The sequence below is a fragment of the Agromyces aureus genome (genome assembly GCF_001660485.1).
Taxonomy (GTDB): domain Bacteria; phylum Actinomycetota; class Actinomycetes; order Actinomycetales; family Microbacteriaceae; genus Agromyces; species Agromyces aureus.
The window spans coordinates 1,393,531-1,420,462 of record NZ_CP013979.1 but is presented as its reverse complement, the minus strand read 5'-3'; the positions used below and the strand labels follow the sequence as shown (position 1 = coordinate 1,420,462).

Sequence of the window (26,932 nt, the reverse complement as noted above, 5' to 3'; positions counted from 1 at the left end):
ATCAGACCTCCTTCATGGGCTTGACCACGCGCACGTAGACGGCGACGATCACGATGACGATGACGAACGCGACGACCGAGAGGGCGCTCGCGACATCGACCTTGTGCTGGTTCTGGATGTACTTGAAGATCATCGTCATGATCGTGTCGGCGTCGTAGCCGGGGATCGAGCCGGTCATCACCTTCAGGATCGGCAACGAGTTGAACACGTTGATGATGTTGATGAGCACGGCGACCGCGAGTGCGCTGCGCAGCTGCGGCAGCACGACGCCCCAGTAGGTGCGAACGGGTCCGGCGCCGTCCATCTTGGCGGCCTCGAGCACCTCGCCCGGCACGGTCTGGAGCCCCGCGAGGATCGTGTACGTCGTGAACGGCAACGAGACGAAGATGGCGACGACGATCGACCAGGCGAAGGCCGTCGCGGGGTTGCGGGTCCAGCCGTAGCCTTCGGGCGTGTCGACGAGGCCGACGTCGACGAGGAATTTGTTGATGATGCCGAAGTACGGCTCGAGACCGTAGTAGACGACCATCGTCGTCATGACCACGGATGCCGCCCACGGGATGATCACCGCGAGGCGGACGATGCGCCGGCCGGGGAACGCCTTGTTCAGGATCTGGGCGAGGCCGAGCGAGATCAGCACGGTCAGGGCGACGACCACGACCACCCAGACGATCGTGCGGCCGAAGATCGGCCAGAAGTACGGGAACGAGAAGACCTCGATGTAGTTGTCGAGGCCGACCGATCCCTTGTCGACACCCGATTGGGAGATGTCGCGCGTGGAGTTGTAGAACATCACCACGGCGGGGTAGAGCACCACGCCGAAGATCAGGATCAGGGCCGGCCCGATCCACGGGAGCGCGGCGAGGACGTGGCGGACGCGCGACGGCTTCTTCGGCGGGCGTCCGCCGTTCGACGGACTCGTCGGCGACGCCCCGGCGCGGGGGCGGCTCTCGGCCGCCCCCGCCTGGGTCGATGACACATCTGACGTGGTGCTCATGAGTCGGTGGTCACCGATCCCTCCGGGTAGAACTGTCGGTTCGCTCGTTCAGGCTCAGCCGGCGTCGGCCTGCGCCTGGATCTCGGTCAGGACGTCCTGGGCCGGCTTCGTCTGGAGCTGGCCGAAGAGCGCCTTGAACGCGCCATCCGTCGCGGACCACGCGGGGTTGGTGCTCGGGTAGAACTTCGCGTCGGGCAGCACGTCGAGGAACGGCGCGAGCGCCTCCTCGCCGGAGAGCGCCTCGGCACCCGACTTGGTGACGGGGAGGAAGCCCTCGGCCTGCACCCACGGCACGTACACGTCGGACGTGTAGTAGTAGTCGAGGAACTTGGTGATGGCTTCCTTCTTGTCGTCGTCGTTCTGGAACGCCATGAGCTGGTCCATGACGCCGACGGTCATCGGGCTGCCGTCCTGGGTCGGGATCGGCACGATCGAGTAGTCGAGGTCGGGGTTGCCGTCGGCGATCTGGCCGACGGTCGGCGGGAGGCCGACCTGCATGCCGATCTTGCCCTGCACGAAGATGTCCATGAGGGGCGAGCGGTCCGTCGATCCGGGGTCGGCCTGCGTGGCGCCCGCGTCGATCATCTTCTTGACCTGCTCGGCGCCCGGCAGGTTCGCCGGGTCGTCGACCGTGATCTCGGTCGCGTCACCGAACGTGCCGCCACCGCCCCACAGCCACACGGCCGCCTCGGCCTGGGCCTCCTCGGAACCGAGGGGCATGCCGTAGCCGGCGACGCCGCCGCCGAGGGCGGAGATCTTCGTCGCCGTGTCGAGCAGCTCGTCCCACGTCTTGGGCGCCTCGGCGACGCCGGCCTGCTCGAGCAGGGCGTTGTTCACGAAGAGGGCGCGGGCCGATGCGATGAGCGGCAGGGCGTATGCGGTTCCGTCGACCTCGGCGTTCGCGATGAACGAGTCCTGGAAGTCGGAGAAGGTGTCGGCCGAGACGACCTCCTCGGCCGGGTAGAGCAGCTCGTCGGCCGCGAAGCCGGCGAAGGGTCCGCCGTTGTAGATGTCGGGCGCCTCTCCACCCTGGATCTTCGTGGCGATGACGGACTCGAGGTTGTCCCAGGACTGAACCTCGAGGTTGACGTCGATGTCGGTGTTCTCGGCTTCGAAGCCCGTGATGACGTCTTCCCAGAGGCCCTGGGTGGCGTCGGAGTAGCTGGGGACGAGCAGGTCGATCGTGGTCTTGCCCGACGCGCTGTCGTCGGATCCGCTGCCGCCGAACCCGCACGACGCGAGCGTCAGCGATGCCGTGGCCGCGAGCGCGACCGCTGCGGTGAGACGCAGTGACTTCTTCATGGATGCTTTCCTCACTCTGATGGGTGGTGCACCGGCGTCGATCAGCCTCACGCCGCGGTGCGTGTGTTCGGAGCGAGCATTTCGAGCACTGGACAGTGCAGAGAATGCTGTTTCCTGAACGTTTCTCGGAACTAACGATCAGTTTCGTTCACTCGATGTCGAAAACTTACGACCCGTTCCGGAAGCCGTCAAGTCCTTGTCGATGATCGTTACCGAATTCGTTCTGGAACGTCGTAACCCCGGAAACCCGTGCCGGGTCTCGAGAAAGAACCCGTGCCGGGTCTCGACAAACGCGCGTTCGCATGATCATTAGACAGCATGACCACGCATCTGCAATCATGAATCCATCACGATCATCACCCGACTTCGACTCACCTCATCAGGAGCACTCACGTGACCACGACGCCGACCCACCAACCCGCCGCCCACATGGCTGCCGAGCTCGAGTCCCAGCCGCAGACCTGGGCGCGAGCTGCGGCGCTCGTGGACGAGCAGCGCGCCCTCCCGGCACGCGGTGCCCGCATCGCCGTCGTCGGGTGCGGCACGTCCTGGTTCATGGCGCAGTCGTACGCGTGGCTCCGCGAGTCCGGCGGCCACGGCGAGACCGACGCGTTCACGGCCTCGGAGGCCTTCGTCGACCGGGGCTACGACGCCGTCGTCGCCCTCACGCGGTCGGGCACGACCACCGAGGTGCTCCAGCTCGTCGAGCACCTGCGCGGCCGGGTGCGCACGATCGGCGTCATCGGCGACCCGACCTCCCCGCTCGTCGGCCTCGTGGACGAGGCGATCACGCTCCCCTTCGCCGACGAGCGGTCGGTCGTGCAGACCCGGTTCGCGACCACCGCGCTCGCGCTCTTCCGCGCCTCGCTGGGCGAGAACCTCGATCGGGCGATCACGGATGCCGCGGCGGCCGTCGCCGAGACGCTCGACCCCGAACTCGTCGACGCCGAGCAGTACTCGTTCCTCGGCCAGGGGTGGTCGGTCGGTCTCGCGCACGAGGCCGCCTTGAAGATGCGCGAGGCATCGCAGTCGTGGACCGAGTCGTATCCGTCGATGGAGTACCGCCACGGGCCGATCGCGATCGCCGCCCCCGGCCGCGTGACCTGGCAGTTCGGCGAGGCGCCCGCGGGGCTCGCCGACGACGTGCGTGCGACCGGCGCACGGTTCGAGGCCGGCGCACTCGACCCGATGGCCGACCTCGTGCGCGCCCAGCGCGTCGCGCTGGCACGGGCAAGCGCCCGCGGGCTCGACCCCGACGCCCCCCGCAACCTGACGCGCTCCGTCATCCTCGACGCCTGATCATGGCCGCCGACGAGCTCTCCCCCGCGCTCGGACCGGGCGCCGCGGTGCTCGCGTTCGACGTGGGCGGCACCGACACGAAGTCGGCGCTGATCGACCGCGCCGGGCGCGTGCTCGGCCTCCGCCGCACGACGACGCCCATCGATCCGGCCGATCCCGCGGCCTCGGTCGTGAGCTCGCTCGCCGAGCTCGCCCTGGCCCACCTCGCCGAACGACCGGGGCTCGATCCGGTCGCCGTCGGCATCAGCGTTCCGGGCATCGTCGACGAGGCCGACGGCATCGGCGTCTTCGCCTCGAACTTCGGATGGCGCGACGCGCCGATCCGCGCCCTCGGCGAGCGCGCGCTCGGGCTTCCGGTCGCGTTCGGCCACGACGTGCGGGCGGCCGGCGACGCCGAACGCCGCCTCGGTGCCGCGCGCGGGTACGACGACGTGGTCGTGCTGGCCATCGGCACGGGCATCGCCGGCTCCATCCTGCTCGGGGGCCGGCCGCTCGTCGGCGGCGGGTTCGCGGGCGAGATCGGGCACTCGCTCGCCGACCCGCACGGCGATCGGTGCGCCTGCGGTGCGATCGGATGCCTCGAGACCATCGCCTCGGCCGGCGCGATCGCCAGGCGGTACACCGCGACATCCGGGATCGCGGTCGACGGCGCTCGCGAGGTGCTGGCGGCAGCTGCCGCCGGGGACGCGGTCGCCGCCGCCGTCTGGAACGACGCGCTCGACGCCCTCGCCGACTCCATCGCGCGCCTGACGGCGACCATCGCGCCGCAGGCCGTCGTCATCGGCGGCGGGCTCTCGCAGGCGGGATCCGCCCTGTTCGGTCCGCTGCGCGAACGCCTCGACGCGCGGCTCAGCTTCCATCGCCGACCCGAGCTCGTCCGCGCGCGCCTCGGCGACGACGCCGGCCTGCTCGGCACGGCGCTCGCGGCCCGCGACCTCGCCGACGGGTTCACCGCACGGATCGCCGACGGAGGAGGCTCGTGATCGTCACCGTCACGCCGAACCCCGCGCTCGACCTGACCTGGCGGGTCGACCGGCTGGTGCCCGGCGAAACGCATCGTGTGCCGACCGGCGCTTCACGGGCCGGCGGCAAGGGCGTCAACGTCGCCCGCGTGCTGCACGAGCAGGGCGTCGACGTGCTCGCGGTGACGACCGCGGGCGGCGCGACCGGACACGAGTTCGCCGCCGACCTCGTCGCCGGCGGCGTGCCGCACGCACTCGTGCCGGTCGCGGGCCCGACGCGCCGAAGCATCGCGATCGTCGAAACGGATGCCGCCGGCACCGCCGTGCTCAACGAGCACGGTTCCCCGCTGTCGTCCGACGAGGCCGCCGCACTCGACGATGCGGCGTCCGCCGCCGCCTTCGGGAAGCGCCGGCCCGCGGCATCCGCTCCTCGTCTCGATTCGGCCGACGCCGATGCGCCGGCGGTCGTCGTGATCTCCGGCAGCCTGCCGCCCGGCTACACGCCCGAGCGGCTCGGGCGCCTCGTGACCGCCATGGGGGCCGCCGGCGCGCGCGTGATCGTCGACACCAGCGGTCCGGGCCTGCTCGAGGCCGCGCGGGCCGGGGCCTACGCGCTGAAGCCGAACGGCGAGGAGCTCGCGGCCGCGACCGGCCTCGCCGACCCCGAGGCCGGTGCGCGCCTGCTGCTCGAGTTCGGCGCGACGCTCGTCGTGGTCTCGCTCGGCGGCGAGGGGCTCCTGCTGTTCAGTCGCGCCGAATCGGGTCGACCCGTTCGCGCCCGGCTGACGCGCGTCCTGCGCGGCAACGCGACCGGGGCCGGTGACGCCGCCGTCGCCGCGATCGCCGCGGCCCTGACCGAGCCGATCGCGTTCGACGCCGACGCGCCTCGCGCCGCCGACGCGCGCCGCCGGCTCATGCGGACGGCGGTCGCGTGGTCGGCGTCGGCGGTGCTCGCGCCGCTCGCGGGATCGCTGTCGCCCGAGCACGAGGCCCTGATGCTCGAGGTCGTCGTCGATCCGCCGCCCGCGGTCCTCGATGCGCAGCCCGAGCCCACCGAGCACGCCGAGCAGCCCGAGCCCGCCGAGCGAACCCCGCACCAAGACCGCCCGCAGCACGCCGCCGACCCCCATACCGCCGAGGATCCCGCATGACGCTCGCCCCCACCCGACGCCTGCTCGACGAGGCGGTCGCCGCCCGACGCGGCCTCGGCGCCTTCAACGTGCTGCATCTCGAGACGGCCGAGGCGCTCGTCGCCGCGGCCGAGCAGACCGGGCTCCCGGTGGTGCTGCAACTGTCCGAGAACTGCGTGAAGTTCCACGGCGGGCTGACCCCGATCGCCTCGGCGACCCTGGCCGTGGCCGAGGCGTCGAGCGCGCAGGTCGCCGTGCACCTCGACCATGCCGAAGACGCCGACCTCGCGATCCGTGCGATCGACCTGGGATTCGGATCGGTCATGTACGACGGCGCGACGCTCGCCTTCGATCAGAACGTCGCGACCACGCGCCGCGTCGTGGCGCACGCCGCGGCGGCCGGCGTGCTCGTCGAGGCCGAGCTCGGCGAGATCGGCGGCAAGGACGGCGCGCACGCCCCGGGCGTGCGCACCGATCCCGACGAGGCCGCGCGATTCGTCGACGAGACCGGGGTCGGCGCCCTCGCGGTCGCCGTCGGCTCGTCGCACGCGATGACCGAACGCGTCGCCTCGATCGACCTCGGGCTCATCGGTCGCCTGCGCGACGCCGTGCCCGTGCCGCTCGTGCTGCACGGCTCGTCGGGCGTGGCCGACGACCTGCTCGTCGCCGGCATCCGCGCCGGGCTCGTGAAGGTCAACGTCTCGACGCACCTGAACGCGCGCTTCACCGACGCGATCCGCGCCTACCTCGCCGCGAACCCCGCGGCCGTAGACTCGCGGAAGTACCTCGCCGCCGGGCGCACTGCGGTCGCAAGCGAGGCCGCACGTCTCCTCGAGCTCTTCGGATCCGCCGGAAAGGACCCCAACGGATGAACCGTGCCGAGCGTCTCAGCGCCGTGCTCGACCTGCTCGCCGAGAGCAGCCAGGTCGAGGTCGAGCAGATCGTCGAACGCCTTGGCGTGTCACCGGCCACGGCTCGCCGGGATCTCGACGCGCTCGCCCAGCAGCAGCTCCTCACGCGCACCCGGGGCGGGGCGGTCGCCCACTCCGTCGCTTACGACCTGCCGATCCGGTACAAGAACCAGCAGAATCCCGATGCGAAGGCCGCGATCGCGCGGGCCGCGAGCGCACTCGTGCCGCGCGGCGCGGTGATCGGGCTCTGCGGCGGCACGACCTCGACCGCGATCGCCGACGCCCTGATGGCGCGCGCCGACATCATGGAGCCGGCGCCCGACCCGGGCCTCACGGTCGTCACGAACGCCCTGAACATCGCCATGCAGCTCTCGATGCGGCCGCAGATCAAGACCGTCGTCACGGGCGGCGTCGTGCACTCGCGCTCCTACGAGCTCGTCGGTTCGTACGTCGACGCCGTGCTCGGCAACGTCACGCTCGACCTCGCGTTCATTGGCGTGAACGGCATCGATCCGATCGTCGGACCGACGTCGCACGACGAACGCGAGGCGGCGGTCAACACCCTGATGGCCTCGCGGGCCGCGCACGCGGTCATCGTCGCCGACGCCTCGAAGATCGACAAGCGCGCGTTCGCCGCGATCGGCCCGCGCCGCCTCTTCACGACCGTCATCACCGACGAGGGTGCGACGCCCGAACAGCGCCAGCGCCTCAGCGAGCACGGCTACGACGTTATCGTTGCCTCGTGAGCACCGGCACGACCGTCATCCATTCCGCGCGCCTCGTGCGTTCCACGGGCATCGTCGACGACGCGTGGGTTCGGTTCGAGGGCGATCGCATCGCCGCCGTCGGCACGGGCGACGACTGGGCCGAGGGTTCGGGTGCCGAGGGTCCGGGTGCCGACACCTCCGAGTTCCAGGTGACGGATGCCGCGGGGCGGCTGCTCGCGCCGGGGTTCATCGACCTGCACTGCCACGGGGCCGGCGGGGCTGCCGCCGATGAGGGCGTCGAGGCCATCGAGCGCATCCTCGCGGTGCACAACGCGCACGGCACCACGCGCACCGTGCTGTCGCTCGTGACGGCCTCGATCGACGACCTCGTCGCGCACGTGCGCACGATCGCCGAGGTGGCCGCCCGCGACCCGCGACTGCTCGGCTCGCACCTCGAAGGGCCGTTCCTCGACCACGGATTCCGCGGGGCGCACGACCCGGCGCTGCTGCGGGCGGCCGACGCGGCCTCCGTCGAACGGCTGCTCGAGGCCGCCGACGGCACGCTCCGGCAGATCACGATCGCCCCCGAGCACGAGGGCGCCGCCGACGCGATCGCCCGATTCGTCGCCGCCGACGTGCGCGTCGCGGTCGGCCACACGAGTGCCGACTTCGACACCGCGCTCGCGGCGTTCGACGCCGGCGCGTCGCTCCTCACGCACGCGTTCAACGCGATGCCCCCCATCCACCATCGGATGCCGGGGCCCGTCGTCGCGGCGATGCACGCACCGCACGTCACGCTCGAGGTCATCAACGACGGCGTGCACGTGCACCCCGACGTCGTGCGACTGGCCTTCGCCGGCGCACCCGGTCGCGTCGCGCTCATCACCGACGCGATGGCCGCGGCCGGTTCCGCCGACGGCCGCTACCTCCTCGGCTCGCTCGAGGTCGACGTGGTCGACGGCGTCGCCCGTCTCGTCGACGGCGGGTCGATCGCGGGCTCCACACTCACGCTCGACGTCGCACTGCAGCGGGCCGTCACGCAGAGCGGCATCCCGCTCGAGACCGCGGTCGCCGCGCTCACCGAGGTTCCGGCCGCCGCCATCGGGCGCGCGCACGACCTCGGGCGCCTCGAGGTCGGCTACGCGGCGGATGCCGTACTGCTCTCCGACGACCTCGAGGTCGAGCAGGTCTGGGGCGCCGGGCGCCGACTCGCCTGAGACGACCGTGCGGCCGAGGAGTCGGCGGCTGCGACATCCGCTCGGCCGAGCCCGAGGCCCGCACAGGTCGGGCCGCCCGCTTCGAGAGCGGGTCCGCAGGTGTGTTCCCCTTCACCTCCGGACCCGCTCAGGCGATCGGATCATCGCCCCCACGACGTGCCGATCCTGGCGTCCGATCGGCACGAGGTTGGGGTCCACGTGCCGATCGTCCGCAAGGGCGCCTTTCGGATGCCCTCACCTCTGAGACGCTGCAGCATCGGATTCATGACGCGGTTCCTGAAGAAATCTGGTGAAATAGCCCTACCAATGCTGAATCGGCGTCATGATCGGCCGATCCGCCCGTCTCTCAGACGAACACCGCACACCGCAGTACGCCCGACACCGCACCCGAACTCGCACACCGCCCGCACCCGAAGGAGGCGACATGGCACGCCTGCGCGCAGATCCGTCCGCCGACGCCGCCCTCATCGAACGCGTGCGCAAGGGCGACCGCACCGCCTACGGCGAACTCTGGAACCGCCATGCGGCCGCGGGCCGAACCGTCGCGCGCTCGTACAGCTCGCTCGACCCCGACGACCTCGTCTCGGAGTCGTTCACCCGCATCTACGACATGCTCCTCGCGGGCGGCGGGCCGCAGGGCGCGTTCCGGCCCTACCTGTTCACGACGATCCGGAACACCGCCTCCAGCTGGGGCCGTGCACGCCAGGAGACCAACCTCGAGACGCTGGAGTCCTTCGAGGATCCTGCGACCAGCGAGTCGGCAACCCTCGACGCGCTCGACCGTTCGACCACCGCACGCGCGTTCCGCTCGTTGCCCACGCGCTGGCAGGAGGTGCTCTGGTACTGCGAGGTCGAGGGCATGACCCCCCAGCAGGTCGCCCCGCTCGTCGGCATGAGCGCGAACAGCACCGCCGCGCTCGCCTACCGGGCACGCGAGGGCCTCCGGCAGGCCTGGATCCGCGCCCACCTGCGCGACGCGAAGACCGAGCCCGAGTGCGGCTGGAGCATCGAACGACTCGGCACCTACGCGCGCGGCAAGCTCGGCAACCGTGACACCGCCAGACTCGAAGCCCACCTCGACGAATGCGCCAAGTGCACGATCATCGCCGCGGAGGCGCGCGAGGTGGGGTCGAGGCTCGCACTCGTGCTGCTCCCGCTCGTCGCGGGCGTCGGTGGTGCCACGGCGTACTCCGCGTGGCTCTCGCAGGGCGTGCCGGTGGCCGACTTCGCGCTCGGCGCCGGCGGCGCGGCCGCGGCCGGCAGCGGCACTGCGGCCGGCGGCGGCACTGCGTCCGGCAGCGGCGCGGCCGGGGCAGGCGGTGCGTCCGGTGCGGGTGCGGGCGGAGCCGTCGGCGGCTCGGCCGCGACCGCGGCCGGCGCCGGCGCGGCCGCCGCCGGCGTGAGCGGCGTCGCGATCGGCACCGGCATCGGCGTGCTCGCGCTCGCCGCGGCCGCAGTCGCCGCAGCCGTCGTGATCGCCCCGAACTTCGGTTCCAGCCCCGACCAGCCCGCGCCCCCGGCCGCCGCAGCCGCCGCCGAGCCGGCAGAGCCCGAGGCGGCACCCGCGGTCGCAGCTCCCGCCACCGAGTCACCGGTGCCGCCGTCGCCGTCCGAAGCGCCGCCCGAGCCCGCGCCTCGGCCGACGACGGCACCCGAGGTCGCCCCCGCTCCCCCGGCCGTCGCGGCCCCCGTCGCTCCGCCCGCCTCGCCGCCGCCGGTCACCGAGCCGACGCCCGACCCGGTCGATCCCGTGGATCCCGTCGACCCGGTCGACCCGGTGGACCCCGTCGACGCGATCGCCCTCCCCCCGTCCGTCGCGCCCGCCGACACCGCCGACGGCCGGGTCGACCCGATCCTCTCCGGCTCCGCCGAGCCGGGCGCGACCGTGGTCGTCTCCACCGCCGACCGCACCTGGACCGCGACCGCATCAGCGGACGGCGCGTGGTCGCTCACCGCCGACGCGCTGGATGCAGGCGTCACGACGCTCGCGGTCGTGCAGACCGACCTCGCGGGCAACCGGTCCGACCCGACCCTGGTGGAGGTGGAGCTCTCGAGCCCGCAGCTCACCCTCACCCGTGGACGCTTCGGCTGGCAGGGCGAGTACTCGGGAGCGGCGAACGCCGTCGTCGAGGTGAGTCTCGGTGGCTGGTTCACGAGCGAGGTCAGGCTCGACGGCGACGGCCGCGCCGCGGCATCCGGATTCCTGCTCTCGCTGATCTCGGAGTTCGTCGACGTCACGGTGCGCTACGTCGTCGACGACCGCACGGGTCCGGCGGCCGGCATCAGCCGGATCGACTGACGCTGGCGCGCTGCGCCGCCCCGGTACGCTGGGCGGATGACCTCGGATGCCTCGACCGAACACCTGAACCACTGGGTCCTGACCCTCAGCTGCGTCGACTCGCCCGGCATCGTGCACGCGATCAGCGGGGCGATCGTCGCGGCTCGGGGCAACATCACCGAGAGCCAGCAGTTCGCGAGCACCGAGACCGGCAGCTTCTTCATGCGCGTGCAGATCGAGTCGCCCGCGCAGCGCGCCGAGTTCGAGACCGCGCTCGAGCCGATCACGGCCCGCTGGGCGATGACCTGGGAACTCGACGAGGTCGGCCGCCCGCTGCGTACCCTCGTGCTCGCGTCGACCGCCGGCCACTGCGTCAACGACCTGCTCTTCCGCCAGCGCGCCGGGCAGCTGCCGATCGAGATCCCGCTGGTGCTCTCGAACCACGGCACCCTGCGCGACCTGGTCGACTTCTACGGCGTGCCGTTCGAGGCCTCCGCCGTGACCGATCCGGCGGCGAAGGCGGCGTTCGAGGCGCGAGTGCTCGAGGCGGTCGACGCGCATGACATCGAACTCGTCGTGCTCGCGCGCTACATGCAGATCCTCTCCCCCGAGCTCTGCGCGGCGCTCGCGGGTCGCTGCATCAACATCCACCACTCGTTCCTGCCCGGGTTCAAGGGCGCGAATCCGTACCGCCAGGCGCACTCGCGCGGCGTGAAGCTCATCGGCGCGACCGCGCACTTCGTCACGAGCGACCTCGACGAGGGGCCGATCATCGAGCAGAACGTCGTGCGCGTCGATCACTCGCGGTCGGTGTCCGAACTCGTCGCGATCGGTCAGGACGAAGAGAGCCGCACGCTGAGCCAGGCCGTGAAGTGGTTCGCCGAGCGTCGGGTGCTCCTCGACGGCGCGCGCACGATCATCTTCCGCTGAGCGCGTCGCCGGTCGCCGGTCGCGCCGCCCGCCCCGCCCCGGCGCAGGTCGGCGAGCGAATGCCGCGGCCGGCCGGCACGGGCGACGACACCGTTCGAGGCGGTTGCACCGCGCGCGGCGAAGTAGGCTGGTCTCCCGTGAGCAGTGCACTCCCCCAGTCCCAGCCCAAGGTCGGCCCGAACGACATCCTCCGCTTCCTGCTGGAGCTGTTCGCGTTCGTGAGCCTCGGCATCTGGGGCTTCCTCTCGTTCCCCCTGCCCTGGCCGGGCGTGCTCGTCGGTCTCGGCGCACCCCTGCTCGCGGTGCTCGCCTGGGCGCTGTTCCTGTCGCCCAAGTCGGTGTTCCGCATCGACGTGTTCGGCCGCGCCCTGGTCGAGATCGTCATCTTCACGACCGTGGCGATCGCCTGGTGGATGCTCGGGCAGCCGATCGTGGCGATCGTGTTCGCCGTGGTCGCCGCCGTGAGCGGCATCCTCCACGGGCGCAGCCAGCTGGCCGACTGAACGGCGACCGCCACCGATCGAACGGAGGCCCCGACATCCGCTGACCGGATCTCGGGGCCTTCACCATGTCGTGCCGAGCGTTCAGACCGCCACGGCCGCCTCGGCGTCGGACTCGGCGCCACCCGCGGTGCGGAAGTGCCCGAGGATCGAGAGCAGCAGGCCACCGACCGCCCATGAGCCGAGCACGAGCCACGGGAACGTGGCATCGGCCTCAGGGAAGTACGAGAGGTCGCGGAGCAGGGTCGCCGCCGCGCCCGGAGGGAACCACTGGCCGACCTCGCCCCACGGTGCGAGCAGGAACTCCTTCGGCACGGTCGCGGCCGAGAGCGGGTTCGCGAAGAGCAGCATCACGACGGGACCGAAGGCGATGCCGGCCCGGCCGATGAGCGCGACGAGGCCGGTGATGGGGGCGGCGATCGCGATGAGCGTCAATCCGATGGCGGCCGCGTTGGCCCAGTAGTCGCCCTGCAGCGAGCCGAACCAGCCGCCGAGGATCCAGGCGAGCAGGAGCCCGCCGGCAGCGCCGTAGACGACGACCGCGAAGACGCGGCGGAGCGCCCCGATGACGACGAGGGAGACGGCGATGCCGCCGATCATGCCGCCCAGCACGAGCGGGAACATGGCCGTGGCGATGCCCGTGCCGCGCGCATCGGTCTCGGCGAGCGGAACGATGTCGGTGACCGCGACCACGATCGTGTCCGGCGCGGGTGCGCCGGCAGCCGCAGCCGCCGCCTGCGCCTGGGCGTTCACCCCCTCCTGGAGGCTCGCCGCGACCCCGGTCAACATCTGGGCGACCGCGACGCCGGCGCCCGAGGCCACGAGCACCTCCGGCTTCTCGCCGAGGATCACGGCGCCGTAGACGTCGCGCTGCTCGATGGCCCGCACGGCGGCGGCACGGTCGTCGACGGTCTCGAGCGCGACGGCGCCCTCGGCCTTCTCGTCGATGGCCTCGGATGCCGCCGCGACCGCGGCGTCGGGACCGGCGATCGCGACCGGCAGGTCCTTGGGGTCCATCGTGACGGTCGGCCACGAGAACGCGAGTACGAGCACGCCGACGAGCGCGACGAGTGCGAGTGCGAGCCCGGCCACGCGTGCCAGCGGCGTGTGCGCCGTCGTGGCATCCGGATGCGACATGGTTCCTCCAATAAAAACGAATGTTCGTTCTTTATTGTGCGCCGGGCTCGTATGCTTGTCAAGAACGCCCGTTCGGTTTGCGCGACCGGGCACCGGTCAGGGAGGGAGCAGCGATGCCGAAGGTCACCGACGAGTACCGCGCGGCCCGCCGCGACGAGATCATCGAGGCCGCGCTGAGGAGCTTCGCCGAGCGCGGCATCCAGCGCACCTCGATGGCCGACGTCATCGAGGCCTCAGGGCTCTCGGCCGGCGCGATCTACGGGCACTTCGCGGGCAAGAAGGAACTGTTCGCCGCGGTCGCCGAGCGGGTGCTCGGCTCGAGATCGGCAGAGCTCGAGGCGCTCGGCCGCGACGGTGCGGTGCCGTCGCCCGGCGAGCTCATGGTCTCGCTCCTCGGCGGCATGAGCCGCGAGCCCTTCTCCGAGGTGATCGTGCAACTGTGGGGCGACGCGGCGATCGACCCCGAGATCCGATCGATGGTGCAGGACGTCTTCGCCAAGCTCCGCGGCATCCTCGAGACCGGCCTGCTGGCGTGGGCGTCGTCGAACCCCGACCGCGTCGAGGGCGACGCCGCCGACTGGGCGAGGCGAGCGGCGCCGGTCGTGCTCGGGTTCGGCCCGGGCTTCCTGCTCCAGCGTGCGCTCATCGACGGGTTCGACGCCGAGTCCTACCTCGAGACGCTCCCGGAACTGCTCCCCCGCTGACGCGAACGCCGGTCGAGGCTGCGCAGCGGCGCGGGCTCGACCGGCGATCGACGCGGCCTCGAGTCGATCGGGCTCAGATGCCCTGCCACTCGGGCTTGTTGCTCCACGCGTGGCGGTAGTAGTCGAGGTTCTCGAGACGGGCGGCCGCGGCCTCGTCGACGATCACGGTCGTGTGCGGATGCAGCTGCACGGCCGATCCGGGCTGACTCGCGGTGACCGGGCCCTCGACCGCGGCCGCGATCGCGTCGGCCTTGGCCTCCCCGAACGCCAGGAGGACGAGGTGGCGCGCCCGCAGGATCGTGCCGATGCCCTGGGTGATGCAGTGCATCGGCACGTCGTCGGGCGAATCGAAGAACCGCGCGTTGTCGGCGCGGGTCGGCGCGGTCAGCGTCTTCACGCGCGTGAGCGATGCGAGCGACGAGCCGGGCTCGTTGAAGCCGATGTGCCCGGTACGCCCGATGCCGAGGATCTGGATGTCGATGCCGCCCGCGGCGAGGATCGCCGCCTCGTAGTCGACGCCGGCGTGCTGGATCTGCTCGGGGTCGCCGTTCGGCACTCGCACGAGCTCGGGCGTGAGCCCGAGCGGCTCGACGACCTCGCGCGTGATGACCGAGCGGTAGCTCTCGGGGTGGCCGGCCGGCAGGCCGACGTACTCATCGAGCGCGAACCCGCGCACGCCGCGCACGTCGATGGACTCGTCGGAGATGCGAGCGGCCAACGCGCGATAGGTCGCGAGCGGGGTCGATCCCGTCGCGAGCCCCAGCACCGCGTCGGGCTTGCGGCGGATGAGCGAGACGATCGAGCCGGCGACGAGTTCGCCGGCCGCACGCTCGTCTTCGACGACTACGAGTTCTGCCATGAGGGTTCTCCAACGAGGGCGGCGCCGACGGCGGCGGCCGGGAATCCGAACGGGATGACCTGCACCCGCTCAGCGAGATCGGTCGAGGCGAGGAAGGGCGACTTCCCTGCCCACTCGTTCAGGATACGGCGGATGCCGAGGAGCAGCGGCTCACCGAGCGCGGCGAGCCCCCCGCCGATCACGATGTCATCGACATCCGTCGTCAGGGCGAGCAGCCGGACGGCCGAAGCCGCCCCGCGGAGGAAGTGTTCGCGGACCTCGAGGGCGCGCGCGTCGCCGGCCGCGGCGAGGTCGAAGAGCTCGCGGGCCGGCAGCGGGTGCTCGGTCGGCCACATGCGGGCGATCGCCGAACCCGACGCGAGCGTCTCGAGGCAACCCCGCTGACCGCACCCGCAGACGACGCCGGCCGGGTCGACCGGGATGTGGCCGATCTCGCCGGCGACGCCGTGTCCGCCGCGCAGGAGTTCGCCGTCGAGCACGATGCCCGCGGCGAGGCCCGTGCCGAGGTTCAGGTACGCCATCGAGTGCGCGGTGATGCCGTCGGCGACGCCCAGCAGGTGGTGCGCCCCGAGTGCGGCCGCCTTCACGTCGTTCTCGATGCGCACGATCACGCCGAGCTCGTCGGACAGGCGCGGACCGAGGTCGAGTCCCTCGAGTCCGAGGTTCACGGCGTGCTCGACCCGCCCGGTCGAGCTGTCCACGGCGCCGGGGATGCCGATGCCGATCGAGGAGAACGACGACACGTGCACGCCGGCGAGTTCGCTCATGCGCGACACGACCTGCAGGGCCGTCGAGACGACCTCGGGCGCGCCGAACCCGGTGGGCAGCGAGACGAGGTCGCTCAGCTCGCCGTCGGCGCCGATCGCGACGGCCGCGGTCTTCGTGCCTCCGATGTCGATGCCGAGCTTCATGCCGCCCCGACCGTCGTGCCCGAGAGCGTCGACCCCACGAACGCGAGCAGCGCGGCGCCGATGAGCCGCGAAGCGCCGAACGTCGACACGTCCGCGTAGGCGCGGTCGTTCGACGGCCACCCCATGTCGACGGTCACGACGTCGGCGCGCACCGCGCGCAGACGGTCGATCGCATCGATGGCGAACGGATGCCGGTGCAGGTCCTTGCCGACGACGAGCACCGGCCCCGCAAGGTCGGCGACCTCGACGAGCGGAGCGCCCGCGGAGATCGGGACGACCGCGGCATCCTGGAACCATGCCGGGACGCCTTCGACGAGCGAGGTCGCGAAGGGACCCCACGGCGCGACGCCGACCGCGATGTTCGCGACCGTGTCGACCCGGACGACCGTGCCGATGCCCGACGCCGACGCGAGGCGCGTGCGCGCGGCATCCGACACCTCGAAGGAAGCCGCGAACTCGGCGATCTCGGCGTGGTCGTGGACCGGCTCGAGTGCCGAGACCGCGGATGCGATCGCGGGCGCCTCGGCGCTCAGCTCGCGGACCCGGGCTGCGGCCTCGCGGATGCGCTCGGCCGGAATCCGCCCATCGGCGACGGCGGCCTCGACGGCCTCGACGATCTCGTCGAGCTGCGCGTCGGTGTTCTCGGATCCGATGCAGAGCAGGTCGCAACCGGCGGCGAGGGCGAGCACTGCAGCCCCAGGGATGCCGTGCACGCCGCTCGCCCCCTTCATGTCGAGGGCGTCGCTGACGATGACGCCCTCGTACCCCAGCTCCCCGCGGAGCAGGCCTTGCAGAATGCGGGAAGAGAGGGTGGCCGGGTTCTCCGCATCGAGCTGCGGGAGCAGGATGTGGCTGGTCATGATGGTGCGCGTGCCGGAGGCGATCGCGGCGCGGAACGGCACGAGCTCGCGCTCGCGCAGCGTCTCGAGCGCGACGTCGACGATGGGCAGCGCCAGGTGCGAGTCGGTCGCGGTGTCGCCGTGACCCGGGAAGTGCTTCGCGCTGGCCGCGACGCCGGTCGACTGCACCCCGCGCACCCAAGCGGACGTGTGCCGCGCGACGAGCTCGGGATCGGCGCCGAAGCTCCGAACCCCGATCACGGGGTTGTCGGGGTTGGAGTTCACATCGATGTCGGGTGCGAAGGTGACCGTGCAGCCGGTGGCCGCGAGCGCCTCGCCCACCTCGCGGGCGACCCGCTCGGTGAGCTCGGTCTCGTCGAGGCGGCCGAGGACGGCGTTGCCCGGGTAGGGCGCACCGCGATCGTAGAAGAGCCGCGTGACGTCGCCGCCCTCCTCGTCGATCGCGACGACCGCGAGCGGGTTCTCGTCACGGAGGCTCGTGTTGAGCGCCAGGAGCTGCTCGGCATCGACGATGTTCGGGCCGAAGATGCAGACGCCGCCGAGTCCGTCTCGAAGACGGGCGAGCAGCCAGTCGGGAGCGCTCGTCCCGGCGAATCCCGGGAGCAGGGTCGTGTGGATGTCCCGGCGCAGGTCGGCGACCTGGTCGGTGGAGTGCGGTGCGCTCATCCCTTGACGGCTCCGCTCACCAGGCCACCGGTCATTCGGCCCTGCACGAAGAGGAAGAAGATCACCACGGGCAGCGCGATGAGCGTGGACCCGGCCATGACCGCACCCCAGTTCGTCGCCTCGGTGGCCGACTGGAAGGAGTTCAGCCACGGCGGCAGCGTGAGGTTGTAGCCCTTGAGGAAGAGGAGCGCCATGAGGAACTCGTTCCAGCTCTGGATGAAGGCGAAGATGCCCGTCGAGACCAGGCCGGGCGCGAGCAGCGGGAAGGTCACCTTCCAGAAGGCCTGCGCCTTGGTGCAGCCGTCGATCTGGGCCGCCTCCTCGAGGTCGGCCGGGACGCCGGCGACGAAGCCGCGCAGGGTCCAGATCGTGAAGGGCACGACCGAGGCGAGGTGCACGATGAACAGGCCGATCAGCGTGTTCATGAGGCGCCAGTCGTCGACCATGTTGTAGATCGTGTACATCATGGCCTCACCGGGCACCATCTGCACGACGAGCACGCTCACGATGAAGACGTATCGGCCGCGGAACGCGAACCGGGCGAGGGCGATCGAGGCGAGGAAGGCGAAGATGCCGCAGACCACGACGACCGAGAGTGCGACGATCAGGCTCGACGCGAGCGCGTGCGGGAAGTCCGTCTGCCCCGGGGCCGCCTCGCGGGTCCAGGCGGTGATGTAGTTCTTGAAGGTGAACTCGAGCGGGAAGAAGCTCGGGCTGCGGCTGATGATCTGGTTCGACGGGGTGAACGACATGTTCACCATCCAGTAGACCGGGAAGACCGAGCACAGGAAGACGAGGATCGCGACCGTGTTGACCACGGCGCGCGGTGCGCTGCCGCGGAACGTCCGTCGGGGCTTCTGGGGGCCGGGCGTCATGCGTCCGGGTGTCTCGGCGAGTTGGACGGCGGGAGAGATCTGCGTGGTCACGCCTCCTCCTCCTTCAGGCTGGATCGGACGTTGTAGTAGGAGATGCCCATGAGCAGGAGGACCATGAACACGCCGATGGCGGCGGTCACGCCGAACTCGCCCAGGCCCTGCCTGAAGAGATAGGTGCCGAGCACGTTGGTCTCGGAGACGAGGCCGCCCTGCTGCTGCAGCGCGTACACCTGGGTGAAGATGCGCAGGTTCCAGATGGTCTCGAGCACGATCACGGCCGTGAGCACGTTGCGCATGTAGGGCAGCACGATGAGACGGAAGCGCTGGACGGCGTTCGCACCGTCGAGCTGGGAGGCCTCGAGCACCTCGTCGGGCACCTGGCCGAGTCCGGCGTAGAACGTGAACGCGGCGAACGGGAGGCTCTGCCAGACGATGATGATGACGAGGACCATCATGAACGACCAGGGATTGGCGAGCCAGCTGTGGCCGCGGAAGTCCTGCGAGTCGGTGAGGGTGTTCAGGGCCCAGTTGACGAGCCCGTAGTCGGTGTCGAAGATCCAGCCCCAGACGACCGTCGCGGACAGCGGCGGCATCGCCCAGGCGAGCAGGAGTCCGACGGAGACGAGGAGTCGCCATCCCTTCGTCAGCCGCAGCATGAGCAGTGCGATCAGCATTCCACCCGCGACGATGATCACCGTCAGGACGAGCATGAGACCGAGGCTCCGGGCGAGGACGGCCGGGAAGTCCGAGGCGGTGAAGACCTCGACGTAGTTGTCGAACCCGACGAAGTTCGCCGGGGTGTCGAGCATCTTGTTCTTGATCTCGAGGTCGGTGAACGACGTGATGAACATCACGATCGTCGGGTAGACGACCATGATGCCGAGCAGCACGATGCTCGGGGCGAGCAGCATCCAGGGGGCGAGGGGGAACTTGCGCTTCCTGGGACCGCGGCCGGCCGGCGTCGAGGGTTTCGGGGGGCGGGTACCGGGCGTGCGCGGCGCTGCGTCGTGTTCCGTGAGGGTTGCGCTCATCGGCTGCTCCTCGGGGTGGTCGCGAGGGGATCGCGGGGTGGGACTGATGGTACGGGCACGGGAGCATTCCCGGCAGGGGAACGGGGGGCGGAGCTGTGTGGGTCTCCGCCCCCCGCGTCGTGCTCAACAGGTCAGCTGTTGAGGATGTCCTCGATCTGCGCGTCGAGGTCGGCCGCGATGGTCGCGACGTCGCCACCCTGGGCGATCTTCACGAGCGCCTCCTGGATGATCTGCGCAGCCTCGACCTCGGCCCACTTCGGGGTGGTCGGGGTGACCTTCGAGTTCTCGAGCGCGACGGCCTGGGCCTTGGCGATCTCGGTGTCGGGGAGCTGCGCCGCCGAAGCCGTGAGGCCCGGGGTCAGGCCACCGGCGGCCAGGAGGTCCTGGTAGCCGGCGCTCGCCATGATGTCGAGCGCGGCGCGGGCCTGCTCGGGGTTGGCGCTCTTCGTCGCGACGGCGATGTTCGAGCCACCGGCGAAGATCGGGGCGGTCTCGCCGGCCGTCTCACCCGGGAGGGCGAAGGCCTTGAGGTCTGCACCGTAGGTGTCGGGGCAGCCGGGCGCGTCGGCGTCGGCCGGAGCGTTGATCGACCACTGCACCCAAGCCGGAGCCGAGAGGAAGACGTCCTCACCGGCGCAGAAGGGAACCTGCGGGTCGGTCTCGTCGCCGTCCTTGGCCGCGTTGGACGCGTTGAGGTAGACGTCCTGCAGCTGCGTCAGGCCCTCGATGCCGCCTTCGCTGGAGAAGCCGGCCTTCCAGGTGTCGCCATCCTGCTCGGCGATGAATCCGCCGTGCGACCAGACGTAGGGAAGGGCGTTGTACCAGTCACGGCCCGGAGCCCAGATGCCCGAGACGGTGTCGGTCTTGCGCGCCTTGCCGGTCTCCACGTACTCGTCGAGCGTGGTGGGGATCGCCGTGTCGCCGAGGATCTGCTGGCTGTAGAAGACGATGCGGCCGCCGGCGTAGTACGGGGCTGCGTAGAGGTCGCCGTCGTACGTCGCCGATTCGACGAGACCCGGGAGGTAGTCATCGGTGGCGAAGTCGTCGAGCGGGAGGAACAGGCCCTGGTCCGCGAAGCTCGCGGTCTGGGTGTTGCCGACCTCGACCACGTCGGGCGAGTCGTTCGACTGGAGCGCTGCCGCGTAGGTGTCGCTGACGTCGGCCCAGGTCTTCTCCTCGACCGTGAGGGTCCAACCGTCGTTCTCCGACTCGAACGTGTCCTTGAGGTAGGCGCGCGCGTCCTTGGGCGTGTCGGTGCCGACGACCCAGACGGTGATCTCGCCGCCGTCAGCCGACGACTCGCCGCCACCGGTGCTGCAACCGGCGAGGGTCAGCGCAGCAGCGGCGCCGAGGGCCACGATGCCGAGTTTCCTCATTTGCGTTTCCTTTCATGGGGGGTGGGTCGCGGCGGGGGTTCGCCGCACCCTTGGTGCGTAGGGTCTCTAGGAGACCCCGAGTTGTCCGGAGAGGACCATGACGGCCGCGCCGCGGAGGACGATGTCCTGCGCCTGCTCGGTCATCCGGAGCCTCAGATCACGGTTGTGTTCCGCCATCGTCCGCGTCCGGAGCGTTTCAACGGCCGCCAACGCGAGGGGGCCGTCGAGCAGTTGGTCGGGGCCGCTGAGGGCGACCTCCGACAGGTTGAGCGCACCCACGACGGGCGCGAGCACGATGCCGAGCCTGCGGCCGGCCTCGGTGAGGATCGCATCGCGCTCGGATGCCGCGTGCTCGCCGGGTTCGATGGCGTCGAGCTGCGCGGTGAGCCGGGGCACGGCGAGCCAGGTCTCGAGGCAGCCGTGCTTGCCGCACGCGCAGCGGGGACCGCCGTCGGTGCCGACGGTGACGTGGCCGATCTCGCCGGCCGCGAAGCCGCCGCCGATGACGGGGCGTCCGCCGATGATGAGGCCGGCGCCGACACCGTGTCCGATCTTGACGAGCAGGAGGTCGTCGGCGGTCGAGGAGCCGTGCTCGGCGAGCACGGCGACGTTCGCGTCGTTGCCGACGTGCACGGGCAGCCCGGATGCGGTGTGCAGGCGAGCCTGCAGGTCGAGGCCCCGCCAGCCGAGGTTGGGGGCCGAGCGGATGACGCCCTGGGGGTCGACGACACCGGGCGAGCCGACGCCGATGCCGAGCACGGGGGCGGTCGCGGTGGCCACGAGGCGGGCGACGAGTGCATCGACGAGCACGGCGGCGGCCTCGCCGGTGGCTCCGTCGCGCGATTCCTCGGCCCGCGCGACGATGCCGCCGTCGAGGTCGACGATCGCGCCGAGGAATCGCGCGTGGTCGGAGAGGTCGACGCCGACGATCTGGAACGCGGCTCGGTCGACGTCGATGAGGATCGCGGGCTTGCCGGGGCGGGAGTCCTCGCGCTGGCCGAGTTCGATGACGAGGCCCTCGGCGATGAGCTCGGCGACGAGGTCGGAGACGGTGACCCTGGTCAGGCCGGTCTCGCGGGCGACGTCGGCTCGGCTCTGCGGGCCCGCGGTGTAGAGCGTCTGCAGCACGAGGGCCCGGTTGTGGCTGCGGGCGTGCTCGGGCAGCACCTTGCCGGTGGGGCGGAGGGCCCTGGACCTGGTGAAGATCGGCGCGTGGTCGAACGGCGCGGTGAGCACGTCTGCGCCGACCCCGGTGAGGGTCTGGCTTTCGAGGACCTGACCTCGCTGCGCCTCCGTTGACATGTTTGTTAGTAAACCTTACGAACAAACACCGCGCAAGTGTTCGCCCAAGCTTTTCCGCACTGTTACCGACTCGTGATCAAGGCAGGTGCGCTTGCCATCGCGGAATGACGGAGGGGCGGATGCCGCAGCATCCGCCCCTCCGTTCCGAAACCGTCGACTAGGCCGCGATGCGCGCCTTCAGGTTGTCGGAGAGGGTCTGCAGGAACTCCTCGGTCGTCTGGTAGGCCTGCTCGGGGCCGACGAGGGCTGCGAGGTCCTTCGTCATGGCGCCCGACTCGACCGTCTTGATGACGACGTCTTCGAGGGTGAGCGAGAAGTCGATGAGCTCCTGGTTGCCGTCGAGCTTGCCGCGGTGCGCGAGGCCGCGCGTCCAGGCGTAGATCGAGGCGATCGGGTTGGTCGACGTGGGCTTGCCCTGCTGGTGCTGGCGGTAGTGGCGCGTGACGGTGCCGTGCGCCGCCTCGGCCTCGACGACCCGGCCGTCGGGCGTGGCCAGGACCGAGGTCATCAGGCCGAGCGAGCCGAAGCCCTGCGCGACGGTGTCGGACTGCACGTCGCCGTCGTAGTTCTTGCACGCCCAGACGTAGCCGCCCTCCCACTTGAGCGATGCCGCGACCATGTCGTCGATGAGGCGGTGCTCGTAGGTGAGGCCGGCGGCGTCGAACGCCTCCTTGAACTCGGCCTCGAAGACCTCCTGGAAGAGGTCCTTGAAGCGGCCGTCGTAGGCCTTGAGGATGGTGTTCTTGGTGGAGAGGTACACCGGGTAGTTGCGCGAGAGACCGTAGTTGAGCGAGGCTCGCGCGAAGTCGCGGATCGACTCGTCGAGGTTGTACATGCCCATGGCGACGCCCGAACCGGGCGACTGGAAGACCTCGAACTGCTGCGGCTCGGAGCCGTCCTTCGGGGTGAAGGTCATCGTGAGCGTGCCCTCGCCCTCGAAGCGGAAGTCGGTGGCGCGGTACTGGTCGCCGAACGCGTGGCGGCCGACGATGATCGGCTTGTTCCAGCCCGGCACCAGGCGCGGGATGTTCGAGATGATGATCGGCTCGCGGAAGATCACGCCGCCGAGGATGTTGCGGATCGTGCCGTTCGGCGAACGCCACATCTTCTTCAGGCCGAACTCCTCAACGCGCGCCTCGTCGGGCGTGATCGTCGCGCACTTGACGCCGACGCCGTGCTTCTGGATCGCGTGGGCCGCGTCGACCGTGATCTGGTCGTCGGTCTCGTCGCGCTTCTGGATCGAGAGGTCGTAGTACTCGAGGTTCACGTCGAGGTACGGGTGGATGAGCTGGTCCTTGATGGCCTGCCAGATGATGCGGGTCATCTCGTCGCCGTCGAGTTCGACGACGGTGCCTTCAACCTTGATCTTTGACACGTGCGTGTTCTCCTTGCGGTCGTTCGGGAAGAATCGAGGAAGCCTCGAGAGGGCGCGCGAACGCCGTCGAGCAGTTTACCGTGTCGATCGGAATGTCTTGACATCGAGACATCCGGCCCCCGTTCACGACTCGTTCGCTGCAGGCGATGACGTCGCGCTTTCCCCGTGCGGCCCGCTCGGGTTAGCCTTGGCAGCATGGCTGAGCTGAGACTCGAAGAACTGTCCGCGTCGAACATCGTTGCGGCGAACACGCTCTCGCTGAAGCCCGGCCAGGAGCAGTTCATCGCACCCGTCACGTACTCCGCCGAGGCGACGGTCGTGAACCCGGCCACGTCGTGGCAGCGGGTGGTGACGATCGAGGACCGCGTCGTCGGCTTCATCCACGGCAACTTCGACCCCGAGAACGCCCATGAGGAGTTCCGCGCGTGCATCTGGCGCATCAACGTCGACGCCGACGTGCAGGGCAAGGGCGTCGGCCGGTTCCTCGCCGAGTCGCTCGCCGAAGAGGCGAAGCGCCGCGGCTTCGACCGCATCACCGTGCTCTGGGAGCCCGGTGAGAACGGGCCGGAGGCGTTCTTCCACCGCATCGGGTTCGCCGATGTGGGCGAGACCGCGTACGGCGACGTGATCGGCGCGCTCGCGCTCTGAGCGCGCAGCGCCGACCCACGCTCGAAACCCGGATTCCGAGCCGACTGCCGATGGGCGAGGGCGATCGGATGCCGCAGCACCCCGTCGGCTTCGTCGAGGCCGTGCTCGTCGTGGTCGCCGACATCCCCGCCGGCCAGGTCGCGACGTACGGCGATGTCGCCGCGCTGCTCGGATCACGCGGGGCGCGCGCCGTGGGCGGGGTCATGGCCAGGTACGGGTCGGATGCCGCGTGGTGGCGCGTCGTGCGGGCGGGCGGCCGCCCTCCGGCCGGGCACGCCGAAGCCGCACGGCCGCACTACGAGGCCGAGGGCACCCCGTTGCTGCCCGCCTCCGACGAGGACGGCTACCGCATCGACCTGCGCACGGCGCGCTGGCGCGCCTGAGTCGCGCGGACGGCGCATCCGCACCGAGCGGTGGGCCCCGGCCCGCGCACCCCGACCGGCGGTGCCGATCGCTCAGAGCCCCCACTCCGCGGCCGCCCACTTCGCCTCGCCGAGCGGGATCCGCACGGTGAGCGTCGTGCCGGCGCCCGCCGGACTCTCGATCGCCAGCGTGCCGTCGACGGCGTCGATGCGGTCGCCGATGCCGAGCATGCCCGTGCCCGCGTCGATCGAGGCGCCGCCGACGCCGTTGTCGCGCACCTCGAGCACGAGGTCGCCGTCGAGCACGTGCGCGCGCACCCACGCGCGCGTCGCCCGGGAGTGCTTCGCGATGTTCGCGAGCGACTCGGCGATCACGAAGTACGCGGTGGACTCGATGAGCTCCGGCAGGCGCCCCTCGCCCTGGACCTCGACCTCGACCGGCACCGGGCAGCGTCCGGCGAGCTCGGGTACGGCGAGTGCGAGCCCGCCGGAGCTCAGCAGACTCGGGTGGATGCCGTGCGCGAGCTCGCGCAGTTCGCGCAGCGCCTGGTTGAGCATGACGATCGTGCGCTCGAGATCGGTGGCGAGTTCGAGGTCGCCCGCGGCCTTCGCCGCGTTCGCCGACAGGCGCAGCTGCATGCCGAGCGACACGAGGTGCTGCTGCGCGCCGTCGTGGAGGTCGCGTTCGATGCGGCGTCGCGCCTCGACGCCGGCCTCGACGATGCGCTGACGGGACTGGCGCACCTGCTCGAGCGTTCGCTCGATCTCGGATCGGAGTCGGCCGTTGTCGACCGAGAGCCGCAGCGCGCTCGAGACGCCGTCGAGCAGTCGCATGTTGTCGGTGAGCACGCGGTCGTGCCGGATCAGCGCGATCGGGGCCCCGAGCGGCGAGGCCACGGGGAGGATGCTGTGGCGCGCCCGGGAAGCGAGGTCCTCGTCGGAGATCGGGTCGCCCGCGGCATCCGCGTACCGCCCCCTGGTCTCGTCCCACCAGAAGACGCGCACCGAGGCGTCGCGCAGCGTGCGGGCGAGGGACTCGGCCCAGAGCCCGCGGTCGGCGCCCTCGCGCGTGATGCGCATGAGGTCGGCGACGCGGGCGCGCATGTTGCGGGCGTGCGAGACGCCCGCATCGAAGCTCACCGGGATCGACGCGATCGCGATCAGCGAGAACGTGCCGAGCACCATGTCGGTGTTCGACGACACGGCGTAGGTCACGGCCTGGGCGGTCAGCGTCGTCGCCCAGGCGAAGAGCGCGACCGGCATGAGGAACGCGACCGTGCGCGCCGGCACGCTGGCTCGCACCCATCGCACGAGCAGGCGGCCGGCGATGACGAGCGCGAGCCCGACGCCGATGATGCGGTACGCGACGTCGGTGATCGCGAAGAGCACCGGCGCCTCGGCGAGCTGGTACCCGTTGGGCGCGCAGCCGCACGGATTCACGTCGGGTCCGGCGAACAGCACGACGACGAGCAGGTTCACGACGAACGACACGACCGCGATGCCCGCGATCCAGAGGTCGAAGCGACCGCTGAGCCGCCCCTTCGGGTACACGAGCACGAGGATGCCCGCCACGACCGCCCAGGCGAGGTCGACGCCCCGCACCACGGGCCACACCCACTGCCAGCCGCCGATCACGTGATAGACCGACTGCGGGATCCACAGCACGACGAACGCGATCATGAGCCGGGCGGGCGTTCGGGCCGGTCCGATGTGCCAGGCGACGCCCGCGCACGCGGCGAACACCAGCGGCACGATGGCGTGGAGGGTCGTGTACGAGACCTCGGGGCGCTCGCCGACCGGGGTGGCCAGGAATCCGCTGATCTCCATCGCGAGGCTCAGCGCCACGGCGAGCGAGATGGTGATCGTGCGTCTGATGATCCGGCCCTTGCGGCCGGGGGCCATCACCGTTCGCCGAGGAGGGTGAGCACGGCGAGCACGCGCCGGTGGTGCTCGGGCGACTCCTCGAGGTCGAGCTTCTGCAGGATGCTGCGCACGTGCGTCTCGACGGTCTTCAGGCCGAGGAACAGGGTCTGCGCGATGCCGCCGTTCGAGTAGCCCTGGGCCATGAGCTCCAGCACGGAGCGCTCGCGTTCGGTGAGCCTGGAGATCGGGTCGTCGGCGCGCGTGCGCTTGACGAGCTGCTCGACGACCTCGGGGTCGACGACGGACCCGCCGGAGGCCACGGTCTCGACCGCACGCACGAGGGTCTCGGGTTCGGAGACGCGCTCCTTGAGCAGGTAGCCCGTGCCGCTGCCGGCCTGCATGACCCGCAGCGCGTACTCGGGGGTCGCGTACATCGACAGCAGCAGCACGCCGATCGTCGACCCGCTCGCACGGATCGCCTCGAGGGCGCGTACCCCCTCGTCGCGATGGGTGGGAGGCATCCGGATGTCGAGCACCGCCGCGTCGATGCCGCCGCCGCGCACGACCTCGACGAGCTCCTCGCCCGTGCCGACCGAGGCGACGACCTCGATGCCGCCGCCCTCGAGGACCTTCGCGATGCCCTCGCGCAGCAGCAGGGCGTCGTCGGCGATGGCGACGCGCAACGGGCGGGCATCGTTCATCGGGGTCCCTCCGGTCCTCAGGCACGCAG

25 protein-coding genes are annotated in these 26,932 nt (G+C 71.0%); 12 read left to right on the top strand and 13 right to left on the bottom strand.

What is annotated here, in order from left to right:
• Position 1: 1 nt before the first annotated feature.
• Entirely contained in the window at positions 2–997 is a 996-nt protein-coding gene (locus ATC03_RS06015; protein WP_067874357.1) for a carbohydrate ABC transporter permease, read from the bottom strand.
• 54 nt (positions 998–1,051) lie between these two features.
• Positions 1,052–2,299, bottom strand: a complete 1,248-nt coding sequence (locus ATC03_RS06010) for an extracellular solute-binding protein (protein WP_067874354.1) — start codon at positions 2,297–2,299, stop codon at positions 1,052–1,054.
• A 429-nt stretch (positions 2,300–2,728) separates the two neighbouring features.
• On the opposite strand from ATC03_RS06010, the gene ATC03_RS06005 reads away from it, so the two are divergent.
• The 9 genes from ATC03_RS06005 to ATC03_RS05965 all read left to right on the top strand — a co-directional run bounded on the left by ATC03_RS06005 (position 2,729) and on the right by ATC03_RS05965 (position 12,236).
• Positions 2,729–3,598 (top strand): SIS domain-containing protein, encoded by an 870-nt coding sequence (locus tag ATC03_RS06005; RefSeq protein WP_067874351.1) that lies wholly within the window; start codon positions 2,729–2,731, stop codon positions 3,596–3,598.
• A 2-nt stretch (positions 3,599–3,600) separates the two neighbouring features.
• Complete coding sequence (locus tag ATC03_RS06000) at positions 3,601–4,581, top strand: ROK family protein (protein WP_067874348.1); 981 nt, start codon at positions 3,601–3,603, stop codon at positions 4,579–4,581.
• Entirely contained in the window at positions 4,578–5,711 is a 1,134-nt protein-coding gene (locus ATC03_RS05995; RefSeq protein ID WP_067874346.1) for a 1-phosphofructokinase family hexose kinase, read from the top strand. The genes ATC03_RS06000 and ATC03_RS05995 overlap by 4 nt, the downstream gene beginning before the upstream one ends.
• Entirely contained in the window at positions 5,708–6,562 is an 855-nt protein-coding gene (locus ATC03_RS05990; RefSeq protein ID WP_067874344.1) for a class II fructose-bisphosphate aldolase, read from the top strand. The genes ATC03_RS05995 and ATC03_RS05990 overlap by 4 nt, the downstream gene beginning before the upstream one ends.
• Complete coding sequence (locus ATC03_RS05985; RefSeq protein ID WP_067874342.1) at positions 6,559–7,347, top strand: DeoR/GlpR family DNA-binding transcription regulator; 789 nt, start codon at positions 6,559–6,561, stop codon at positions 7,345–7,347. The genes ATC03_RS05990 and ATC03_RS05985 overlap by 4 nt, the downstream gene beginning before the upstream one ends.
• Complete coding sequence (nagA, locus tag ATC03_RS05980; protein WP_067874340.1) at positions 7,344–8,525, top strand: N-acetylglucosamine-6-phosphate deacetylase; 1,182 nt, start codon at positions 7,344–7,346, stop codon at positions 8,523–8,525. Before ATC03_RS05985 ends, nagA begins: the two co-directional genes overlap by 4 nt.
• A gap of 424 nt (positions 8,526–8,949) precedes the next feature.
• Positions 8,950–10,824 (top strand): sigma-70 family RNA polymerase sigma factor, encoded by a 1,875-nt coding sequence (locus tag ATC03_RS05975; RefSeq protein WP_067874337.1) that lies wholly within the window; start codon positions 8,950–8,952, stop codon positions 10,822–10,824.
• A 36-nt stretch (positions 10,825–10,860) separates the two neighbouring features.
• On the top strand, positions 10,861–11,733 hold the full coding sequence (gene purU / locus ATC03_RS05970) for a formyltetrahydrofolate deformylase (RefSeq protein WP_067874335.1): 873 nt from the start codon (positions 10,861–10,863) through the stop codon (positions 11,731–11,733).
• A 137-nt stretch (positions 11,734–11,870) separates the two neighbouring features.
• Entirely contained in the window at positions 11,871–12,236 is a 366-nt protein-coding gene (locus tag ATC03_RS05965) for a YrdB family protein (protein WP_067874332.1), read from the top strand.
• An 81-nt stretch (positions 12,237–12,317) separates the two neighbouring features.
• Here the strand turns inward: ATC03_RS05965 and ATC03_RS05960 are convergent, their stop codons facing one another.
• The gene (locus ATC03_RS05960; protein WP_067874329.1) at positions 12,318–13,370 is read right to left on the bottom strand and encodes a hypothetical protein; all 1,053 of its coding nucleotides are present in this window, start codon (positions 13,368–13,370) and stop codon (positions 12,318–12,320) included.
• Between the two features lie 113 nt (positions 13,371–13,483).
• Here ATC03_RS05960 and ATC03_RS05955 point away from each other — a divergent pair, with 113 nt between their 5' ends.
• On the top strand, positions 13,484–14,074 hold the full coding sequence (locus tag ATC03_RS05955) for a TetR/AcrR family transcriptional regulator (RefSeq protein WP_067874325.1): 591 nt from the start codon (positions 13,484–13,486) through the stop codon (positions 14,072–14,074).
• Between the two features lie 73 nt (positions 14,075–14,147).
• Here ATC03_RS05955 and ATC03_RS05950 read toward each other — a convergent pair whose 3' ends face one another.
• The 8 genes from ATC03_RS05950 to ATC03_RS05915 form a co-directional block, all read right to left on the bottom strand.
• Complete coding sequence (locus ATC03_RS05950) at positions 14,148–14,933, bottom strand: glucosamine-6-phosphate deaminase (protein ID WP_067874322.1); 786 nt, start codon at positions 14,931–14,933, stop codon at positions 14,148–14,150.
• Positions 14,918–15,844, bottom strand: a complete 927-nt coding sequence (locus ATC03_RS05945) for an ROK family protein (protein ID WP_067874319.1) — start codon at positions 15,842–15,844, stop codon at positions 14,918–14,920. Before ATC03_RS05945 ends, ATC03_RS05950 begins: the two co-directional genes overlap by 16 nt.
• On the bottom strand, positions 15,841–17,370 hold the full coding sequence (locus ATC03_RS05940) for a glycoside hydrolase family 3 protein (protein WP_067874316.1): 1,530 nt from the start codon (positions 17,368–17,370) through the stop codon (positions 15,841–15,843). Before ATC03_RS05940 ends, ATC03_RS05945 begins: the two co-directional genes overlap by 4 nt.
• Entirely contained in the window at positions 17,367–18,296 is a 930-nt protein-coding gene (locus tag ATC03_RS05935) for a carbohydrate ABC transporter permease (protein WP_084003331.1), read from the bottom strand. The genes ATC03_RS05940 and ATC03_RS05935 overlap by 4 nt, the downstream gene beginning before the upstream one ends.
• Entirely contained in the window at positions 18,293–19,276 is a 984-nt protein-coding gene (locus ATC03_RS05930; RefSeq protein WP_067874313.1) for a carbohydrate ABC transporter permease, read from the bottom strand. Before ATC03_RS05930 ends, ATC03_RS05935 begins: the two co-directional genes overlap by 4 nt.
• A gap of 131 nt (positions 19,277–19,407) precedes the next feature.
• Complete coding sequence (locus tag ATC03_RS05925; RefSeq protein WP_067874310.1) at positions 19,408–20,652, bottom strand: extracellular solute-binding protein; 1,245 nt, start codon at positions 20,650–20,652, stop codon at positions 19,408–19,410.
• A gap of 66 nt (positions 20,653–20,718) precedes the next feature.
• The gene (locus ATC03_RS05920) at positions 20,719–21,954 is read right to left on the bottom strand and encodes an ROK family transcriptional regulator (RefSeq protein ID WP_084003330.1); all 1,236 of its coding nucleotides are present in this window, start codon (positions 21,952–21,954) and stop codon (positions 20,719–20,721) included.
• Positions 21,955–22,111: 157 nt separating this feature from the next.
• Positions 22,112–23,329, bottom strand: coding sequence for an NADP-dependent isocitrate dehydrogenase (locus ATC03_RS05915; protein WP_067874308.1), 1,218 nt, complete (start codon positions 23,327–23,329; stop codon positions 22,112–22,114).
• A 195-nt stretch (positions 23,330–23,524) separates the two neighbouring features.
• Here ATC03_RS05915 and ATC03_RS05910 point away from each other — a divergent pair, with 195 nt between their 5' ends.
• Together ATC03_RS05910 and ATC03_RS05905 are read left to right on the top strand one after the other, a co-directional pair.
• A complete protein-coding gene (locus ATC03_RS05910; RefSeq protein WP_067874304.1) occupies positions 23,525–23,977 on the top strand; it encodes a GNAT family N-acetyltransferase in 453 nt (150 codons plus the stop codon).
• A 68-nt stretch (positions 23,978–24,045) separates the two neighbouring features.
• The gene (locus tag ATC03_RS05905; protein ID WP_067881574.1) at positions 24,046–24,360 is read left to right on the top strand and encodes an MGMT family protein; all 315 of its coding nucleotides are present in this window, start codon (positions 24,046–24,048) and stop codon (positions 24,358–24,360) included.
• A gap of 72 nt (positions 24,361–24,432) precedes the next feature.
• Here ATC03_RS05905 and ATC03_RS05900 read toward each other — a convergent pair whose 3' ends face one another.
• Both ATC03_RS05900 and ATC03_RS05895 read right to left on the bottom strand, forming a co-directional pair.
• Positions 24,433–26,241: a sensor histidine kinase gene (locus tag ATC03_RS05900; protein ID WP_067874301.1), complete on the bottom strand. Its 1,809-nt coding sequence runs from the start codon at positions 26,239–26,241 to the stop codon at positions 24,433–24,435.
• Positions 26,241–26,903 (bottom strand): response regulator transcription factor, encoded by a 663-nt coding sequence (locus ATC03_RS05895; RefSeq protein WP_067874299.1) that lies wholly within the window; start codon positions 26,901–26,903, stop codon positions 26,241–26,243. The genes ATC03_RS05900 and ATC03_RS05895 overlap by 1 nt, the downstream gene beginning before the upstream one ends.
• Positions 26,904–26,932: the final 29 nt, after the last annotated feature.

What these genes read in the sequence shown, in the direction of transcription:
- ATC03_RS06015 (WP_067874357.1), bottom strand. Translation starts at nt 997, where the DNA reads ATGAGCACCACGTCAGATGTGTCATCGACCCAGGCGGGGGCGGCCGAG.
- ATC03_RS06010 (WP_067874354.1), bottom strand. Translation starts at nt 2,299, where the DNA reads ATGAAGAAGTCACTGCGTCTCACCGCAGCGGTCGCGCTCGCGGCCACG.
- ATC03_RS06005 (WP_067874351.1), top strand. Translation starts at nt 2,729, where the DNA reads ATGGCTGCCGAGCTCGAGTCCCAGCCGCAGACCTGGGCGCGAGCTGCG.
- ATC03_RS06000 (WP_067874348.1), top strand. Translation starts at nt 3,601, where the DNA reads ATGGCCGCCGACGAGCTCTCCCCCGCGCTCGGACCGGGCGCCGCGGTG.
- ATC03_RS05990 (WP_067874344.1), top strand. Translation starts at nt 5,708, where the DNA reads ATGACGCTCGCCCCCACCCGACGCCTGCTCGACGAGGCGGTCGCCGCC.
- ATC03_RS05985 (WP_067874342.1), top strand. Translation starts at nt 6,559, where the DNA reads ATGAACCGTGCCGAGCGTCTCAGCGCCGTGCTCGACCTGCTCGCCGAG.
- ATC03_RS05975 (WP_067874337.1), top strand. Translation starts at nt 8,950, where the DNA reads ATGGCACGCCTGCGCGCAGATCCGTCCGCCGACGCCGCCCTCATCGAA.
- purU (WP_067874335.1), top strand. Translation starts at nt 10,861, where the DNA reads ATGACCTCGGATGCCTCGACCGAACACCTGAACCACTGGGTCCTGACC.
- ATC03_RS05960 (WP_067874329.1), bottom strand. Translation starts at nt 13,370, where the DNA reads ATGTCGCATCCGGATGCCACGACGGCGCACACGCCGCTGGCACGCGTG.
- ATC03_RS05955 (WP_067874325.1), top strand. Translation starts at nt 13,484, where the DNA reads ATGCCGAAGGTCACCGACGAGTACCGCGCGGCCCGCCGCGACGAGATC.
- ATC03_RS05950 (WP_067874322.1), bottom strand. Translation starts at nt 14,933, where the DNA reads ATGGCAGAACTCGTAGTCGTCGAAGACGAGCGTGCGGCCGGCGAACTC.
- ATC03_RS05945 (WP_067874319.1), bottom strand. Translation starts at nt 15,844, where the DNA reads ATGAAGCTCGGCATCGACATCGGAGGCACGAAGACCGCGGCCGTCGCG.
- ATC03_RS05940 (WP_067874316.1), bottom strand. Translation starts at nt 17,370, where the DNA reads ATGAGCGCACCGCACTCCACCGACCAGGTCGCCGACCTGCGCCGGGAC.
- ATC03_RS05930 (WP_067874313.1), bottom strand. Translation starts at nt 19,276, where the DNA reads ATGAGCGCAACCCTCACGGAACACGACGCAGCGCCGCGCACGCCCGGT.
- ATC03_RS05925 (WP_067874310.1), bottom strand. Translation starts at nt 20,652, where the DNA reads ATGAGGAAACTCGGCATCGTGGCCCTCGGCGCCGCTGCTGCGCTGACC.
- ATC03_RS05920 (WP_084003330.1), bottom strand. Translation starts at nt 21,954, where the DNA reads ATGTCAACGGAGGCGCAGCGAGGTCAGGTCCTCGAAAGCCAGACCCTC.
- ATC03_RS05910 (WP_067874304.1), top strand. Translation starts at nt 23,525, where the DNA reads ATGGCTGAGCTGAGACTCGAAGAACTGTCCGCGTCGAACATCGTTGCG.
- ATC03_RS05905 (WP_067881574.1), top strand. Translation starts at nt 24,046, where the DNA reads ATGCCGCAGCACCCCGTCGGCTTCGTCGAGGCCGTGCTCGTCGTGGTC.
- ATC03_RS05900 (WP_067874301.1), bottom strand. Translation starts at nt 26,241, where the DNA reads ATGGCCCCCGGCCGCAAGGGCCGGATCATCAGACGCACGATCACCATC.
- ATC03_RS05895 (WP_067874299.1), bottom strand. Translation starts at nt 26,903, where the DNA reads ATGAACGATGCCCGCCCGTTGCGCGTCGCCATCGCCGACGACGCCCTG.